General features: G+C 71.5%; 15 protein-coding genes. 10 read left to right on the top strand and 5 right to left on the bottom strand.

The genetic code is table 11. The features are described 5' to 3' along the window. Positions 1 to 119: 119 nt before the first annotated feature. Positions 120 to 1535, top strand: coding sequence for a nucleobase:cation symporter-2 family protein (locus AB6807_RS17060; protein WP_371085495.1), 1416 nt, complete (start codon positions 120 to 122; stop codon positions 1533 to 1535). Positions 1536 to 1539: 4 nt separating this feature from the next. Continuing rightward, entirely contained in the window at positions 1540 to 2964 is a 1425-nt protein-coding gene (locus AB6807_RS17055; RefSeq protein WP_371085494.1) for an 8-oxoguanine deaminase, read from the top strand. A gap of 26 nt (positions 2965 to 2990) precedes the next feature. Here AB6807_RS17055 and AB6807_RS17050 read toward each other — a convergent pair whose 3' ends face one another. The 3 genes from AB6807_RS17050 to AB6807_RS17040 are packed head-to-tail and all read right to left on the bottom strand — an operon-like array spanning position 2991 to position 5231. Continuing rightward, complete coding sequence (locus AB6807_RS17050) at positions 2991 to 4289, bottom strand: cytochrome c (RefSeq protein WP_371085493.1); 1299 nt, start codon at positions 4287 to 4289, stop codon at positions 2991 to 2993. A gap of 13 nt (positions 4290 to 4302) precedes the next feature. Next, on the bottom strand, positions 4303 to 5046 hold the full coding sequence (locus tag AB6807_RS17045) for a cytochrome c (protein ID WP_371085492.1): 744 nt from the start codon (positions 5044 to 5046) through the stop codon (positions 4303 to 4305). Then, positions 5043 to 5231 (bottom strand): DUF2970 domain-containing protein, encoded by a 189-nt coding sequence (locus AB6807_RS17040; protein ID WP_116912293.1) that lies wholly within the window; start codon positions 5229 to 5231, stop codon positions 5043 to 5045. The genes AB6807_RS17045 and AB6807_RS17040 overlap by 4 nt, the downstream gene beginning before the upstream one ends. Positions 5232 to 5329: 98 nt before the next feature. Between AB6807_RS17040 and AB6807_RS17035 the strand changes: the two genes are divergently transcribed. After that, a complete protein-coding gene (locus AB6807_RS17035; protein WP_371085491.1) occupies positions 5330 to 6748 on the top strand; it encodes a PLP-dependent aminotransferase family protein in 1419 nt (472 codons plus the stop codon). Here the strand turns inward: AB6807_RS17035 and AB6807_RS17030 are convergent. Continuing rightward, entirely contained in the window at positions 6696 to 7973 is a 1278-nt protein-coding gene (locus AB6807_RS17030; protein WP_371085490.1) for an MFS transporter, read from the bottom strand. The two genes, AB6807_RS17035 and AB6807_RS17030, sit on opposite strands and share 53 nt — an antisense overlap. Before the next feature lie 40 nt (positions 7974 to 8013). Next, positions 8014 to 8856, bottom strand: a complete 843-nt coding sequence (locus AB6807_RS17025; protein ID WP_371085489.1) for a GntR family transcriptional regulator — start codon at positions 8854 to 8856, stop codon at positions 8014 to 8016. Between the two features lie 154 nt (positions 8857 to 9010). Here AB6807_RS17025 and AB6807_RS17020 point away from each other — a divergent pair, with 154 nt between their 5' ends. From AB6807_RS17020 to AB6807_RS16990, 7 genes are all read left to right on the top strand, one after another. Continuing rightward, positions 9011 to 9970, top strand: a complete 960-nt coding sequence (locus AB6807_RS17020) for an oxaloacetate decarboxylase (RefSeq protein ID WP_371085487.1) — start codon at positions 9011 to 9013, stop codon at positions 9968 to 9970. Position 9971: 1 nt separating this feature from the next. Next, the gene (gene leuC, locus AB6807_RS17015; protein ID WP_371085485.1) at positions 9972 to 11381 is read left to right on the top strand and encodes a 3-isopropylmalate dehydratase large subunit; all 1410 of its coding nucleotides are present in this window, start codon (positions 9972 to 9974) and stop codon (positions 11379 to 11381) included. Between the two features lie 2 nt (positions 11382 to 11383). Next, positions 11384 to 12013 carry a 3-isopropylmalate dehydratase small subunit gene (leuD, locus tag AB6807_RS17010; protein WP_371085644.1) on the top strand — a complete coding sequence of 210 codons (630 nt, stop codon included), beginning with the start codon at positions 11384 to 11386 and terminating at the stop codon, positions 12011 to 12013. Further along, positions 12010 to 12660 (top strand): YbhB/YbcL family Raf kinase inhibitor-like protein, encoded by a 651-nt coding sequence (locus tag AB6807_RS17005; RefSeq protein ID WP_371085484.1) that lies wholly within the window; start codon positions 12010 to 12012, stop codon positions 12658 to 12660. Before leuD ends, AB6807_RS17005 begins: the two co-directional genes overlap by 4 nt. Before the next feature lie 45 nt (positions 12661 to 12705). Beyond that, positions 12706 to 13698, top strand: coding sequence for a Bug family tripartite tricarboxylate transporter substrate binding protein (locus AB6807_RS17000; protein WP_371085483.1), 993 nt, complete (start codon positions 12706 to 12708; stop codon positions 13696 to 13698). Between the two features lie 133 nt (positions 13699 to 13831). Further along, the gene (locus AB6807_RS16995; protein WP_371085482.1) at positions 13832 to 15004 is read left to right on the top strand and encodes a 2-methylaconitate cis-trans isomerase PrpF family protein; all 1173 of its coding nucleotides are present in this window, start codon (positions 13832 to 13834) and stop codon (positions 15002 to 15004) included. Further along, positions 15001 to 15999: a tripartite tricarboxylate transporter substrate binding protein gene (locus tag AB6807_RS16990; RefSeq protein WP_371085481.1), complete on the top strand. Its 999-nt coding sequence runs from the start codon at positions 15001 to 15003 to the stop codon at positions 15997 to 15999. Before AB6807_RS16995 ends, AB6807_RS16990 begins: the two co-directional genes overlap by 4 nt. Positions 16000 to 16001 lie beyond the last annotated feature (2 nt).

Raw genomic sequence — 16001 nt, 5'->3', positions numbered from 1 at the left:
CGCCTTGCAGAACCCCGTCCACTTTTTGTGCACACGGTGCGCCATTTATTGACTTTGCGCCGCCACCGGACCCGCTCCTAGACTCCCGTCGCGCCGGCTCACCGGCAGGAAAGGTCCCGATGACTTCGAACGACAAGACGGCCCCCGCAGGAGACGGCGAAGGGGTCGACCGGAAGCTTCCCCTGGGCCGCTGCGGCGCGCTCAGCCTGCAGCACGTGCTGGTGATGTACGCGGGCACGGTGGCGGTGCCGCTCATCGTGGGCGGCGCGCTGGGCCTGTCGAAGGCCGACATCGCCTTCCTCATCAACGCCGACCTGTTCGCCGCGGGCATCGCCACGCTGGTGCAGGCCATCGGCTTCTGGCGTTTCGGCATCCGCATGCCGGTGATGATGGGCGTGACCTTTGCCGCGGTGGGCCCGATGATCGCCATCGGCATCGACCCCGCGCTGGGGCTGCCCGCGATCTACGGCGCCACCATCGTGGCGGGCGTGTTCGGCATGCTGGTCGCGCCGCTGATGGGCCGCGTGCTGGGCGTGTTCCCGCCGCTGGTCACGGGCACGGTCATCACGCTGATCGGCGTGTCGCTCATGGGCGTGGCCATCCACTGGGCCGCGGGCGGGCAACCGACCACCACCCGCATGGTCGACGGCGTGGCGCACGCGGTGGCCAACCCGGCCTACGGCGAGCCGGTGAACCTGGCGATCGCGGCGGCGGTGCTGGCGGTGATCATCGCGATCACGCGCTTCGGCAAGGGGCTCGTCGCCAACATCGCGGTGCTGCTGGGCATCGTGTTCGGCGTGGGCCTGTCGCTGGCGCTCGGGCGCATGCACTTCGACGGGCTGGCCGAGGCCAGCTGGGTGGCAGTGACCACGCCCTTTCACTTCGGCATGCCGCGCTTCGAGCTCACGGCCATCGCCTCGATGTGCATCGTGATGCTGATCACGCTGGTCGAGTCGACCGGCATGTTCCTGGCGCTGGGCGAGATCACCGGGCGCAAGGTCGGCACCGAGGCGCTCACGCGCGGCCTGCGCGCCGACGGGCTGGGCACGGTGATCGGCGGCGTGTTCAACACCTTTCCGTACACCTCGTTCTCGCAGAACGTGGGGCTGGTCACGGTGACGGGCGTGCGCTCGCGCTACGTGGCCGCGGGCGGCGGGCTGCTGCTGATCGCGCTGGCGCTGTTCCCCAAGGTCGCGCACATCGTGGCGTCGGTGCCGCAGTTCGTGCTCGGGGGCGCGGGCATCGTGATGTTCGGCATGGTTGCGGCCACGGGCGTGCGCATCCTGGGCACCGTCGACCATTCGCGCGACCGCCACGCGCTGTACGTGATCGCGATTTCCATCGGCCTGGGGCTCGTTCCCACGCTGTCGCCCCAGTTCTTCCAGCACTTTCCGGCATGGACCCATCCGCTGACGCACAGCGGCATCGTGCTGGGCACCTGCGCGGCGGTGCTGCTCAATCTTTTCTACAACGGCGTGCTGTCGAAGGAGCGTTCCTTCACACTGGCGGCGCGCACCTCGCACGGAACCGAATGACGCCATGAACACAAACCACGCCACCCCCGCCGCGCCGCTGCGCATCGTCCGGCACGCCGACGTGCTGGTCACCATGGACGCCGCGCGGCGAGAGATCGCCGACGGCGCGGTGGTGATGCAGGGGCCGGCCATCGCCTGGGTCGGCGCCACGGCCGAGCTGCCGGCGCCGTACCTCGACGCCCTGCGCGACGGCCAGGCCGAGGCCATCGACATGCACGGCCACGTGGTGATGCCCGGCCTGGTGAACACGCACCACCACATGTACCAGAGCCTCACGCGCGCCGTGCCCGAGGCGCAGAACGCGGAGCTGTTCAGCTGGCTCACCAACCTGTACCTGCTGTGGGCGCGGCTCACGCCCGAGATGATCCGCGTGTCCACGCAGACCGCAATGGCCGAGCTGATGCTTTCGGGCTGCACCACCAGCAGCGACCATCTCTACCTGTTCCCCAACGGCGCGAAGCTCGACGACTCCATCGAGGCGGCCGACGCCATGGGCATGCGCTTTCATGCGGCGCGCGGCAGCATGAGCGTGGGCCGCAGCGCGGGCGGGCTGCCGCCCGACGAAGTGGTCGAGACCGAAGCGGCCATCCTGCGCGACAGCGAGCGCCTCATCGGCCGCTGGCACGACGCGTCCCGCCATTCGATGCGCCGCATCGTGCTGGCGCCCTGCTCGCCGTTCTCGGTGTCGCGCGACCTGATGCGGCTGTCGGCCGAGCTGGCGCGCGAGCGCGGCGTGTCGCTGCACACGCACCTGGCGGAGAACGACAACGACGTGGCCTATTCGCGCGAGAAGTTCGGCATGACGCCGGCCGAGTACGCCGAAGACCTGGGCTGGGTCGGGCGCGACGTGTGGCACGCGCACTGCGTGAAACTCGACGAGGCCGGCATCGCGCTGTTCGGGCGCACCGGCACCGGCGTGGCGCACTGCCCCTGCTCCAACATGCGGCTGGCCTCGGGCATCGCGCCCATCGGCGCCATGCGCCGCGCGGGCGTGGCCGTGGGGCTGGGCGTGGACGGCAGCGCGTCGAACGACGGCGCCCACATGCTGGGCGAGGCGCGCCAGGCGATGCTGCTGCAGCGCGTGGGCTACGGGCCCGCCGCGATGACCGCGCGCGAGGCGCTGGAGATCGCCACGCTGGGCGGCGCGCGCGTGCTGGGCCGCGACGACATCGGCGCGCTCGCGCCCGGCATGTCGGCCGACCTCGTGGGCTTCGACCTGCGCGGCGTGTCGCACGCGGGCGCCGGGCACGACCCGGTGGCGGCGCTGGTGTTCTGCACGCCCACGTCGGCCTCGCTGAGCGTGATCGATGGCGAAGTGCGCATTCGCGACGGGCAGTTCACGGGGCTGGAGCTGGCGCCGCTGCTGGCAAGGCACCGGGCGCTGGCGCGCTCGCTGTACGAGGGGGCGCGGCATCCGCACACGGCCTGACCGCACCGGTGCAGCCACGGCCGCGCTCAGCGCCGCATCGTGTCCAGCTGCGTGACCGGCGCGCTGTCGTTGCCCCACGAACCGCGCACGTGGGTGAGCACGGCTGCCACGTCGGCGGCGTCCAGCACCTGGCCGAACGGCGGCATGCCGTAGGGGCGCGGGTTGCCGGCGGTGGTGGGCAGGAAGCCGCCGTGCGAGATCACCTGGACCAGGTTGGTGGGCGGCGTCATGTTCACCGCGCGGTTGCCCGCCAGCGGCGGATACGCGCCCACCGCGCCCTGCCCCTGGTCGCCGTGGCAGTAGGCGCAGCGCTGGTCGTAGATCTTCGCGCCGCGCGCCATGGTGCCGGCGTCGCGGCGCACGGGGGCCTTGCTGCTCGCCGGGGCTTTCGACGCGGAGGCTTCGGACGCGGAGGCTTCGGGCAGGTCCTTCAGGTAGCTCGCCATGGCGCCCAGGTCGGCCTCGCTCAGGTACTGCGTGCTGCGGAACACCACATCGGCCATCGGGCCCATCACGGAGGCGCGCGGCGCCACGCCAGTCTTCAGCAGCGCCACCACGTCGGCCTGCGGCCAGTCGGCCACGCTGGCCTGGTGCGGGTCGGTGAGCGAAGGCGCATACCAGTTCTCCACCGCGATGAGCCCGCCCGAGAGGCCGAGCCGGGTGTCCGTCGCGCCCAGCGAGTTGCGCGGGCCGTGGCAGGCGATGCAATGCCCCAGCCCGTTGACCAGGTAGGCCCCGCGGTTCCACTCGGCGGGCTTGCCCGCGTTGGCCACGAAGGGCTCGGGCTTGAACGACAGCGCGCGCCACACGGCCAGCGCGGGCTGGGTGTCGTACGGAAAGCGCAGGCGGTGCGCCTTGTTGGGCTCCACCGCGGCGGGCACGCTGCGCAGGTAGGCGTAGAGGGCATCGGCGTCGTCGCGCGTCACCTGCGTGAAGTTGGGGTACGGGAACGCCGGGTACAGCAGCCGCCCGTCCTTGCTTCGCCCGTTGTGCATGGCGCGCCAGAAGTGCGCGCTGCTCCAGCTGCCGATGCCGGTGCCGACGTCGGGCGTGAGGTTGCTCGCATAGATGGTGCCGAAGGGCGTGTCGATGGGCAGGCCGCCGGCATAGGGCCGGCCGCCGCGCGTGGTGTGGCAACCCGCGCAGTTGCCGGCCAGCGCGAGGTAGCGGCCGCGCTCGACCAGTTGCGGCGTGGACTGGAAGGCCTCGGCCGTGTCGGGCAAGGGGTCTTCGCCGCGCAGGTTCAGCGCCACGACGGTACCGGTGGCCACGGCCAGCAGCACGAACAGGGTGAGCAGCGTCCAGCCCAGGTGTCGCAGCTTCATGCGCGCGGCTCCGTCACTTGGGCACCCCGCCGCAGGCGATCGGCATCGGCGCGGGCAGCGAGGCCGCCGGCTTGGCGTTGGCCGGCACGGGCTGCGTGGCGAGCCAGCTGGCCACGGCGTTCACGTCGGAGGTCCACATGCGCCGGCCGACCTCGGCCATGCAGTCGGGCGCCTGCGCATGCCGCTCGTTGGTGAGCCACGCGCCCAGCTGCGACGCGAGGTACAGCCGCGGCAGGCCCAGCAGCCCCGGCGTGGCGGGCTGCACGCCGGTGAGCGCCGCGCCGTGGCATTGCACGCACGCCGGCAGCCGGCGCTCGGCGTCGCCCTGCAGCGCCAGCATGCGGCCGCGCGCGAGCACCTCGGGCGTGGCGTCGCTCGTGGACGAGACGGGCGGGTACGGCAGGTCGAGCCCGGCGAAGTAGTCGGCAATCTCGCGCAGATAGTCGTCGGACATGTGCTGCACCATGTACGCCATGTCGGTGTTGAAACGGCGCCCGTCCCTGAAGCTCACGAGCTGGTTGAACAGGTAGCCCGCCGGCTTGCCCGCCAGGCGCGGAAAGTAGCCCGCGTTGGTGGTCGCGCCCTCGCGGCCGTGGCAGGCGATGCAGGCGGCCACGCGCTGCTCGATGGTGTCGGGAACGGTGGTGGCCGCGACGGCGCCCGCCATGCCCTGCAGGGCGAGCAGCAGCCCGAGCCCGAAAAAGCGCGCGACAACCCCCCCGAGAAAACGCCCGAGAAAGCGCAGGCCGCGCTTCATGTGCCGGCGGCGAAGCGCGCCAGCGCGATGAGCCCCGCGATCAGCAGCAGCACCACCACCAGCGCCACGGCGATCAGCGGCAGGATGCCGACCTGCGCGGTGCGCTTGTCGGCGTCGGCGCGGCGCCCGCCCAGGCCGATGAAACTCCAGAGAACGGCACGCAGCGCGCGCATGAGATTCGACATGGGCCCAGTGTGGCCCAGGCGGCGGCAAAAAAACAGATGCAGATTCCCCTCAATTGACCGGCGCAGATAAAGTGCTGCCGAATGACGGGCACCCCACCATGAAGCGATATGAAGCCCTGGCCGCCGACATCGAGGCCTCCATCCGCAACGGCACGCTGAAGACCGGCGACCGCCTGCCCTCGGTGCGCCACACCGGCGCCAGCCGCGGCGTGAGCGCCTCCACCGTGTTCCAGGCGTACTACTTGCTGGAGGCGCGCGGGCTGGTGCGCGCGCGCGACCGCTCGGGCTACTACGTGAGCGGCGGCGGCCTGCGCGACGCGCCGCCCGAATCCACCCACACCTCGCGCCCCGCCGACGGCCCGCTCTCGCTCGACGTGAGCGACCAGGTGTTCGACATCCTCGAGGCCAGCATGTCGCGCAAGGTGGTGCCCTTCGGCTCGGCGTTTCCGAGCCCGCTGCTGTTTCCGCTGGCGCGGCTGGGGCAGTTCATGGCGGCCAGCGCCAAGTCGCTGGACCCGTGGAGCACGGTGGACGACCTCACGCCCGGCAGCGCCGCGCTGCGCCGGCAGATCGCGCTGCGCTACCTGGGCGACGGCATGCCGGTGGCGGCCGACGAGATCGTGGTGACCAACGGCGCGCTCGAGGCGCTCAACCTCTGCCTGGCGGCCGTGACGCGGCCGGGGGACGCGGTGATCGTCGAGTCGCCCACCTTCTATGCCGCGCTGCAGGCGCTGCAGCGCATGGGGCTGCGCGCCATCGAGGTGCCCACGCACCCCGGCGAGGGCATCGACCTGGGCGCGCTGGAGCTGGCCATCGCCGCGCACAAGCCCAGCGCCTGCTGGCTCATGACCACCTTCCAGAACCCGCTGGGCAGCCTGATGCCCGATGCCAAGAAGAAGGCGCTGGTGGCCCTGCTGGCCAGCCACCGGCTCCCGCTGATCGAAGACGACGTGTACGCCGAGCTCTACTTCGGCGAGCGCCGCCCTGCGCCGGCCAAGGCCTTCGACACGCAGGGGCTGGTGCTGCACTGCGCGTCGTTCTCCAAGTGCCTGGCGCCGGGCTACCGCATCGGCTGGGCCTCGGCCGGGCGCTTCGCGCGGCAGGTGGCGCGCCAGAAGCTCACGACCACGCTCAGCACCTCGGCACCGGCGCAGCTGGCGCTGGCCGGCTACCTGGAAAAGGGCGGGCTCGACAAGCACCTGCGCAAGCTGCGCCAGACGCTGGCGCTGCAGCAGGCCACCTTCGCGCAGGCCGTGGGCCATTACTTTCCGGCGGGCACGCGGGCCACGCGGCCGCTGGGCGGGTATTTCCTGTGGGTGGAGCTGCCGTCACACGTGAACGCGCTGGACATCCACCGCAAGGCGCTCGAGCTCGGCATCAGCGTGGCGCCGGGGCCCATCTTCTCGGCCACGCGCGCCTTCACTCACTGCCTGCGGCTGAACTACGGCCACGCGTGGGACGCGCTCAGCGAACAGGCGATGCAGACACTCGGCCGCCTGGTCGCCGAAGCGTCCTGAACAGCAGGAAGGCCACGATGCTCATGTTGAGCAGGTTCCACGCAATGCCGTTGACAAAGGCCGCGTGGTAGCTGCCCGTGACGTCGAACACCTTGCCCGACATCCACCCGCCCAGCGCCATGCCGAACAGCGTGAACATCAGCACCGTGCCCACGCGCGCACCCGCCTCCTTCGGCGGAAAGTGCTCGCGGATGATGATCGCGTAAGAGGGCACGATGCCGCCCTGGAACAACCCGAACAGCGCCGAGATCACGTAGAGCGACACCAGCCCGTCGAACGGCAGGAACAGCAGCAGCGCCACGCACTGCAGCATGCCGCCGAGCATCAGCGTGCGCAGCCCGCCGATGCGGTCGCAGATGGCGCCCGACACCAGCCGGCTCACGATGCCGAAGCCCAGCATCAGCGACAGCATCAGCGCGCCCTGCGCCGGGCCGTAGCCCAGGTCGCCGCAGTACGCCACGATGTGCACCTGCGGCATCGCCATGGCCACGCAGCAGGCCACGCCGGCCACGCACAGCAGGCCCTGCGCCGTGCCCGGGTTCAGCCCGAAGGGCCGCGCCAGGTCGCGTGCCGCGCCAGCGCCGGCTGCGTTCGCGGGCACGGCCTCGGCCACCGCCGGCGGCCGTGCGCGAAACAACAGCGCCAGCAGCGCCATCGTCACGCCGCAGAAGATGCCCATGCCGATGTAGGTCTGGCGCCAGCCCACCGTTTCCACGAAGTGCTGCGCAATGGGCGGCCACACCGCGCCGGCCAGGTAGTTGCCGCTGGCGCACACCGCCACCGCGATGCCGCGCCGCTTGACGAACCACAGCGAGGTGTCGGCCACCAGCGGCGCGAAGGCCACCGAGCTGCCGAGCAGCCCCACCAGCAGCGCCTGCGCAATGGTGAACGACACGATGCCGCCCGACAGCCCCGTGGCGACATAGCCCACGCCCAGGAACACCGAGCCCATCAGCAGCGGCCACATCACGCCGACGCGGTCGGCCAGCTTGCCCATGAGCACGCCGCCGAAGCCGAAGCCCAGCATCAGCAGCGTGTAGGGCAGCGAGGCATCGGCGCGCGCCACGCCGAACTCGGCCTGCACCGCAGGCAGCATCACCGACACCACGTACATGCCGCTGCTGCCGACCGTCATGATCAGCAGCGTGAGGGCCAGGCGCAGCATCGCGTAGCGCGAGTCCGGCTGGTGGAGAGAGGGTGCAGGCGTTGTCTCCGCGCGGTTCATTGTTGTTGTCTCTCTTTTTTCTTCTTTTCGGACCAGGGCGTCAGGTGCGGCGCCGGGATGAAGAAGGTGAAGAAGGTGAAGAAGGCGGCGGATGCACGTCGTGCACCACCTGCCCCGCGGTGAGCGTGTTGATGGTCGCGCCGGCGATGTCCATCAGGATGCGGCTGCGTTCCGCCGTCAGCGACACGGTGAGGTGCTGCACCGGCTGGGCGTCCAGGTCGTGCAGCAGGCGCACCATCTTCAGCAGCGGCGCGCCGGTTTCCACCTGCAGCAGCCGCGCGCGCGCCGGGTCGGCCACCTCGGCCGTGATCTCCTGCACCACGCGGCCGAACTTCACGCCCTGCGCGAGCAATATTTCGTAGAGCGCGTGCTTGCGCAACGCAGTGGCCGACACGCGCTTGCCGAGCTGCGCGGGCACCCAGGCATCGGTCAGCATGACCGGCACGCCGTCGATGCTGCGCAGGCGCAGCGCATGCACGGCTTTTTCTTCAGGCGCCAGCTGCAGCAGCGCGGCCACGTCGGGCGGCGGCACCGACTGCGCCACCTCGAGCACCTCGACATCGGTTTCCAGCGCCGCCTTGCGCAGCCCGTCGATCAGGCCGAGGCTGGGCCGCGCGCGCACCTGCGGCAGGTCGGCGCGCACGAAGGTGCCCAGGCCGTGGCGCCGTTCGACAAGCCCCAGCGACGCCAGGTCGGCCAGCGCGCGGCGCACCGTGATGCGCGACACGCCGAAGCGCTCGCCCAGCGCTTCTTCCTTCGGCAGTGCGCCGGAGGCGTACACGCCGCGCGTGATTTCGTCGCGCAGCACGACGAAGAGCTGCCGGTGCAGCGAGGTACCGGGACCGCGTTCGAGCGAGGGAGCAGATGCGGGAGGACGTGCCATGACAGAAGGAAAAGCGAAGGTCGAGCATAGCAAGACACCCGGGCGCCGGCCGAACGCCGACCGAACACCGAGAGCGGGCGTGCTTGCGGATTTCCGCCAGTTGTATTTAGAATATAAACACATCAACTCAAACGCCACCGGACAAGGCCACGCCATGAACCCCACCTCGACGCCGACCTCCATGCCCAGCTCCACGCCCGCCTCCACGCCCATCCCACGGCCCACGCTTCGCCAGCTGCTCGACGCGCCCGGCATGGTCATCGCCCCCGGCGCCTACGACGCCATCGGCGCGCGCCTGATCGAGCAGGCGGGCTTCGCCGCCGTGTACATGACCGGCGCCGGCACCTCGGCCGCGCGCGGCTTCCCTGATTTCGGCCTGTTGACGATGAGCGAGATGGTCGACAACGCAGCGGTCATGGCGCGCTCGGTCGCCATTCCGCTCATCGCCGATGCCGACACCGGCTACGGCAACGAGCTGAACGTGACGCGCACCGTGCGCGAGTACGAGGCGCGCGGCGTGGCCGCCATCCACATCGAGGACCAGGTCTCGCCCAAGCGCTGCGGCCACCTCGACGGCAAGGAGGTGGTGTCGCGCGAGGAGTTCGTGTCCAAGGTCCGCGCCGCGGTGGAGGCGCGCCGCACCAAGGACTTCGTGGTCATCGCGCGCACCGACGCGCGCGCCATGCGGGGCCTGGACGAGGCCATAGACCGCGCCAACGCCGCGCTGCAGGCCGGCGCCGACCTGGCCTTCGTCGAGGCCACGCAAACACCCGAGGAGGCCGCCGCCGTGCCCCGGCGCGTGCACGGCCCCTGCCTACTGAACGTGGTGCCCGGCGGGCGCACGCCGGTGTTCGACCTGCGCGAGGCCGAAGCCATGGGCTACCGGCTCGCGATCCTGCCGGGGCTGATGCTCAAGGCCGCCATCGAAGCGGGCGACGCCGCGCTGGCCGAACTCAAGGCGACCTTCAAGGCCCCCACCGTGAACGCTAGCGTGGCGCAGACCTTCCGCCGCTTCGGTGCCGACGAGTGGGATGCCCTGCGCACGCGTTTCAACGCGGGCGCCTCCATGGACGGGACTCGCTTCAACGCCGGTGCCGCGATGGAAAGCCGCTGACATGCCCCGCACCCTGTTCGACAAGCTCTGGGACGCCCACGTGGTGCGCACGCTGGGCGACGGCTGGGCGCTGCTGCACATCGACCGCCACCTGCTGCACGACCTCTCCGGCCCGCCCGCGATGGCCGAGGTGGCCGCGCGCGGCCTGCCGCTGCACAACCCCGAGCTGGACTTCGCCACGCCCGACCACGCCGCGTCGAGCCAGCCCGGACGCACGCCCGGCACCTTTCCGCTCGGTGGCCGGCTGCACGGCGCGCTGCGCGACCTCAGCGCGAAATCGGGCGTGCGCTTCTACGACCTCGGCCAGCCGGGCCAGGGCATCGTGCACGTGATGGGGCCCGAGCTGGGCATCGTGCTGCCCGGCCTCACGGTGATCTGCGGCGACAGCCACACCTGCACCAACGGCGGCCTCGGCGCGCTGGCCTTCGGCGTGGGCTCGTCGGAAAGCACGCACGCCCTGGCCACGCAAACCCTGCGGCAGCAAAAGCCCCGGCGCATGCGCATCCGCTGCGACGGCGTGCTCGGCGCGGGCGTTACAGCGAAGGACCTGGCGCTGCACATCATCGGCCGGCTCGGCGCGGCAGCGGGCGTGGGCTATGCGATCGAATTCGCGGGCGAGGCGGTGCGCGCGCTCGATGTCGATGCGCGGCTCACGCTGTGCAACCTCACGGTCGAGCTCGGCGCGCGCTTCGGGCTGATCGCGCCCGACCAGCGCACCGTCGACTGGGTGCGCGGGCGCCCCTTCGCGCCGACCGGCAAGGCCTTCGACGAGGCCGCCGCGCACTGGCTGTCGCTCGCGTCCGACGACGGCGCGGTGTACGACCACGAGGAAGCCATCGACGCCGCCGCCGTGGCGCCCACCGTCACCTGGGGCACCAGCCCGGAAGACGCCATTGCCATCGACGGCCACGTGCCCGACCCGGCCGACCCGCTCGATGCGCCCGACGACGCGGCGCGCGGCGCCATCGAGGCCGCGCTGGCCTACATGGGCCTCGCGCCGCGCGCGGCCATCGCGGGCACGCCGGTCGACTGGGTCTTCATCGGCTCGTGCGCCAACTCGCGCCTGCCCGACCTGCGCGCGGCCGCCGACGTGGCACGCGGCCGGCACGTGGCGCAGGGCGTGACCGCGTGGGTGGTGCCCGGCTCGGAGAACGTGAAGCGCGCGGCCGAGGCCGAGGGCCTGCGCGAGGTGTTCGAGGCCGCGGGCTTCCAGTGGCGCGAGCCCGGCTGCAGCATGTGCGTGGCCGCCAACGGCGAGCAGGTGCCGCCGCAGGCGCGCTGCGTGTCCACCTCCAACCGCAACTTCGTCGGGCGGCAGGGACCGGGCGCGCGCACGCACCTGGCGAGCCCCGCCATGGCCGCCGCCGCCGCGGTCACCGGCCGCATCACCGACGTGAGGACCCTGGCATGACCATGACCCCCTTCACCACCGTCACCGGCGCCGCCGCGCCGCTGATGCGCGCCAACGTCGACACCGACGTCATCGTGCGCATCGAGCGCCTCACCGCGTTCCAGCGCGACCAGCTCGGCCCCTACGCATTCGAGGCCCTGCGCCTGCGGCCGGACGGCAGCGAAGACCCGCAGTGCGTGCTCAACCAGCCGGCCTTCAAGCGCGCGCCGATGCTGCTGGCGGCGGAGAACTTCGGCTGCGGCTCGTCGCGCGAAGGCGCGGTGTGGGCGCTGATGGGGCTGGGCATCCGCTGCGTGATCGCGCCCAGCTTCGGCGACATCTTCTTCAACAACTGCTTCCAGAACGGCGTGCTGCCGGTGCGCTGGCCCCTCGCGCAGGTCGAGGCGCTGGCCGCGCAGTGCGCGGGGGGCGCGCCGGTCACGGTCGACCTGCACGCCCGCACCATCACCGCGCCCGACGGCGGCGTGTCGGCCTTCGACATCGATCCGCTGCGCCGCGAGGCGCTGCTGCACGGCCTGGACGACATCGGCCTCACGCTGAAGGACGACGCGCTCATTCGCGAATGGCAACAGGCCGACCGCGTGCGCCGCCCCTGGGCCTGGCCCACCGCGGCGCAAGGAGCGCTCGCGTGAACACCACCGGGGCCACCGCGGCCAACGCGAGCACCTCGCTGCACCGCCACCCGTGGGTGCTTCGGTGGGCCGGCCTGCTCACGCGCGGCCGGCACGCGGGCGACGCGAGCCTGGCGTGCAGCGACGAGGTGCTCGCGCGCCTGCCGCTCACACTCGCGCTGCGCAGCGCGGACTTCGCGCACGGCGGCGCGATGGCGCTGCGGCATGCCGGCGAAGGCGTCGGCGACAACCGCTCGCCCGCGCTCGCATGGAACGCGCTGCCGTCCGAAGCCACGCACTGGCTGCTGCTGTGCGAGGACCCCGATGTGCCGATGGCACGCGCCATCACGCACCTGCTCGCATCGGGGCCGCGCTCGGTCGATGCCCTGCCAGAAGGCGCGCTGAACGCCGGCCACGCCCCCGCCGGCGTGACGCTGGCACCCAACGGCCTCGGCCGCGAAGGCTACGACGGGCCGCGCCCGCTGCCCGGCCACGGGCCGCACCGCTACGTGTTCCAGCTCTGGGCGCTCGATGCGCCGCCACCGGGCGGCCTGCTGCGCGAGACCACGCTGCTGCCCTGGCTGCGCGCGCATGCGCTGGCGCGCGGGCGTTGCGACGGGCTGTATCGCCGCGACTGGCGAGGCCGCCCGGTCGCGCCGCTGCCCTGACGCGCGCGACACCGCTTTCATTTCATTCAAAAAAACGGAGACGACATGCCCCTCGAACGCTTCAAGAAGCACAAGCCACCACCCGTCCTTTGCGCACTTGCCGCAGTCGCGCTCTGCGCACTCGCGCCGCCCGCGTTCGCGCAGGCCGCCTGGCACCCCGACCGCCCCGTGACCCTCGTCGTGCCCTACGCCGCCGGCGGCGGCACCGACGCCACGGCGCGCGCGGTGTCCAAGCAGCTCGGAATGATCTGGGGCCAGCCCGTGATCGTGGAGAACATGCCCGGCGCCGACGGCCTCATCGGCACGCGCCGCGTGATGGAGGCCAAGCCCGACGGCTACACGCTCGTGCTGCAGGTGCCGTCCATCGTCATCACCAAGTACACGCCGGGCCTGAAGGGCATCGACCCGCTCGCGCGGCTGGAGCCGGTGACGGCCGTGTCGATGTCGCCCGCGGCGGTGGTGGTGAGCGCCAAGCTGCCGGTGAAGACCTTCGGCGAGTTCGTGCAGTACTGCAAGACCGCCGCGCAGCCCTGCTCGCTGGCCACCGGCGAATCGCTGGCGCGCGTGTCGGCCAAGCAGCTGGCTGCGGAGGCAGGGCTGCCCAACCTCATCGTCGTGAACTACCGCGGCACCGGCGCCATCGTGACGGACATGATCGCCAACAACGTCAACATGGCGTTCACCGGCATCACCGCCGCGCTGCCGCACTACAAGGCCGGCACGCTGAAGATCCTGGCCACGCAAGGCCCCAGGCGCGCCGCCGCGCTGCCCGAGGTGCCGACCACCGCCGAGGCCGGCTACCCGCAGTTCCAGTCGGTGACGTGGTTCGGCCTGTTCGCGCCAAAGGGCACGCCGCCCAACGTCACCCAAGGCATCGTCGCGGCGCTGCACGAGGCGGTGAAGGACGCCGACGTGCGCAAGACCATCGCCTCTGCCGGCGCCGAACCGGTGGTGAACACGCCCGCCGCCTTCGCCGCACAGGTGCGCGAAGAAAGCGAGCGCATGGCGGCGCTCGTGAAGCTCTATCCGCTCGAATAGGGCAAGCCGCCCGCTTTCCTCGCTTCTCTTTTCCCCCTCTTTCCCTCTCTGTTTCCTGGCCCGGGCCCCGAACACCCGCACACCCGCTGCACCCGCCGCGCCCGCCGGCCTTTCATGCCCAAGGAGCAAGACCATGGCTTCCATTTCCGAGACCGAACAGGTCGGCGTTCGCTGCGTGCTGATGCGCGGCGGCACCAGCAAGGCACTGTTCTTCCACGAGCGCGACGTGCCTCCCGCGGGCCCCGCGCGCGACCGCCTGCTCAAGCGTGCGATGGGCACGCCCGACGTGCTGCAGATCGACGGCATGGGCGGCTCGCGGCTCGTGACCTCGAAGGTCGCGATCATCCAGCGCTCCGCGCGCGACGACGCCGACATCGACTACACCTTCGCGCAGGTCGACGTGGAGCGCGACGGCGTCGGCTACGACGCCAACTGCGGCAACATCTCCTCGGCCGTGGCGCCTTTCGCCATCGACGAAGGGTTGGTCGAGGCGGTCGAGCCCGTGACCACCGTGCGCATCTTCAACACCAACACCGGCAAGCTGCTGGTCTCGAAGGTGCAGGTGAAGCACGGCAAGGCCCGCGTGCACGGCGACTGCGCCATTCCCGGCGTGCCGGGCACGGGCGCGGAGATCCTCATGGACTACGCGGGCACCGTGGGCGCCAAGACCGGCCGGCTGCTGCCCACCGGCCAGGCGCTGGACACGGTGGTGCTGGAGGACGGCCGCCGCATCGAGGTCTCGCTGTGCGACACGGCCAACCCGTGCGTGTTCATCGCGGCGCCATCGCTGGGCATGAGCGGAAGCGAGCTGCCCGATGCCATCAGCGCCGACCGCGCGCTCATCGAGACACTGGGCGAGATCCAGTCGAAGATGGGCGAGCGCATCGGCCTGTACGCCGACTGGCGCGAGGTGCATCTGCCTGGCCTGCCGCTGGCGGTGATCGTCGCGCCGCCGGCCGACTACGTGGACGTCAACGGCCAGACGCAGGCAGCGGCCGCCATGGACCTGCGCGCGCGCCTCGTGTTCCTGGGCAAGTGCCACGACAGCATGGCCGGCACCGGCTCGATGTGCACGGCTGCCGCCTCGCGCGTGCCGGGCTCCACCGTGCACCAGGCCGTCGGCGCGGCGCGCGCGGCCACCGACACGCTGCGCATCGGCCATCCACTGGGCGTGATGGAAGTGAAAGTGGTGGCCGAAGCATCCGGCGACCCGGCGCACACCCGCTTCTCGGCGCTGGGCCTCACACGCACCGCACGCCGGCTGATGGCGGGCGAGGTCTACGTGCCCGTGGAGGAACACGCATGAACACGACGTTCTCGCGGCGCACGCTCGCCGCGTTCTGCCTCGCGGCGGCCGCGGCGGCTGCCACCACCACGGCCTTTGCGCAGGGCGCCCTTTCTGACAAGCCCGACAAGCCGCTCCGCATCGTGGTCGGCTACCCCGCCGGCCAGACGGTGGACATCATCGCGCGCAACTACGCCGCCGCGCTCACCAGGGAGCTGGGCCGGCCGGTGTACGTCGACAACCGCGCGGGCGCCAACGGCAGCCTCGGCGCGCAGGAGGTGAAGCGCAGCGCGCCCGACGGCAGCACCCTGCTGCTCGGCACGCTGGGGCAGATGGCCATCAACCCCACGCTGTACAAGAAGCTGCCCTACGACACGCTGAAGGACTTCGCGCCGGTGTCGATGGTCAGCATGGGCCCGCTGCTGCTGGTGGCCAACCCCTCATTCCCCGCGAACGACGTGAAGGAACTGGTCGCCTACGCCAAGGCGCGGCCCGGCAAGGTCGACTTCGGCTCGGGCGGCAACGGCATCACCGCGCACCTGTCGATGGAAATGTTCCAGGCGCAGGCCGGCATCCGGCTCAACCACATTCCCTACAAGGGTTCGCCCGCGGCGCTGAACGACCTGATGGGCGGCCAGGTGTCGCTCATGTTCGACGCCGTGCCCTCGGTGCTGCCGCACGTCAAGTCGGGCAAGCTGAAGGCGCTGGCCATCTCGGGGCTGAAGCGCAACCCGCAGTTGCCCGCGCTGCCGACACTGGACGAGCAAGGCCTCAAGGGCTTCGATGTGAACTCATGGGTCGGCTTTCTGGCGCCGGCCGGCACGCCGCCGGCCACGGTGGAGGCACTGAACGCGGCCATCCACCGCGCCGCGGCCAGCCCCGAACTGCAGGAGGCCACGCGCGCCATCGGCTCCGAGGTGTCGGTGGACTCGTCCGCCCACTTCGCGGCCTTCCTGCGGACCGAAGTGACGAAGTGGGGCAAGGCCGTGACGGACGGCCATGTCCAGATCGATTGACT

The sequence above is a fragment of the Variovorax sp. RCC_210 genome, from assembly GCF_041355175.1.
GTDB lineage: Bacteria > Pseudomonadota > Gammaproteobacteria > Burkholderiales > Burkholderiaceae_C > Variovorax.
The sequence above is the reverse complement of the archived record's forward strand: the minus strand, read 5'-3'. Positions and strand labels throughout refer to the sequence as shown.

Excerpts from the sequence above, each read along its gene's own strand:
- AB6807_RS17060 (WP_371085495.1), top strand. The coding sequence starts at position 120 with ATGACTTCGAACGACAAGACGGCCCCCGCAGGAGACGGCGAAGGGGTC.
- AB6807_RS17055 (WP_371085494.1), top strand. The coding sequence starts at position 1,540 with ATGAACACAAACCACGCCACCCCCGCCGCGCCGCTGCGCATCGTCCGG.
- AB6807_RS17050 (WP_371085493.1), bottom strand. The coding sequence starts at position 4,289 with ATGAAGCTGCGACACCTGGGCTGGACGCTGCTCACCCTGTTCGTGCTG.
- AB6807_RS17045 (WP_371085492.1), bottom strand. The coding sequence starts at position 5,046 with ATGAAGCGCGGCCTGCGCTTTCTCGGGCGTTTTCTCGGGGGGGTTGTC.
- AB6807_RS17040 (WP_116912293.1), bottom strand. The coding sequence starts at position 5,231 with ATGTCGAATCTCATGCGCGCGCTGCGTGCCGTTCTCTGGAGTTTCATC.
- AB6807_RS17035 (WP_371085491.1), top strand. The coding sequence starts at position 5,330 with ATGAAGCGATATGAAGCCCTGGCCGCCGACATCGAGGCCTCCATCCGC.
- AB6807_RS17030 (WP_371085490.1), bottom strand. The coding sequence starts at position 7,973 with ATGAACCGCGCGGAGACAACGCCTGCACCCTCTCTCCACCAGCCGGAC.
- AB6807_RS17025 (WP_371085489.1), bottom strand. The coding sequence starts at position 8,856 with ATGGCACGTCCTCCCGCATCTGCTCCCTCGCTCGAACGCGGTCCCGGT.
- AB6807_RS17020 (WP_371085487.1), top strand. The coding sequence starts at position 9,011 with ATGAACCCCACCTCGACGCCGACCTCCATGCCCAGCTCCACGCCCGCC.
- leuC (WP_371085485.1), top strand. The coding sequence starts at position 9,972 with ATGCCCCGCACCCTGTTCGACAAGCTCTGGGACGCCCACGTGGTGCGC.
- leuD (WP_371085644.1), top strand. The coding sequence starts at position 11,384 with ATGACCCCCTTCACCACCGTCACCGGCGCCGCCGCGCCGCTGATGCGC.
- AB6807_RS17000 (WP_371085483.1), top strand. The coding sequence starts at position 12,706 with ATGCCCCTCGAACGCTTCAAGAAGCACAAGCCACCACCCGTCCTTTGC.
- AB6807_RS16995 (WP_371085482.1), top strand. The coding sequence starts at position 13,832 with ATGGCTTCCATTTCCGAGACCGAACAGGTCGGCGTTCGCTGCGTGCTG.
- AB6807_RS16990 (WP_371085481.1), top strand. The coding sequence starts at position 15,001 with ATGAACACGACGTTCTCGCGGCGCACGCTCGCCGCGTTCTGCCTCGCG.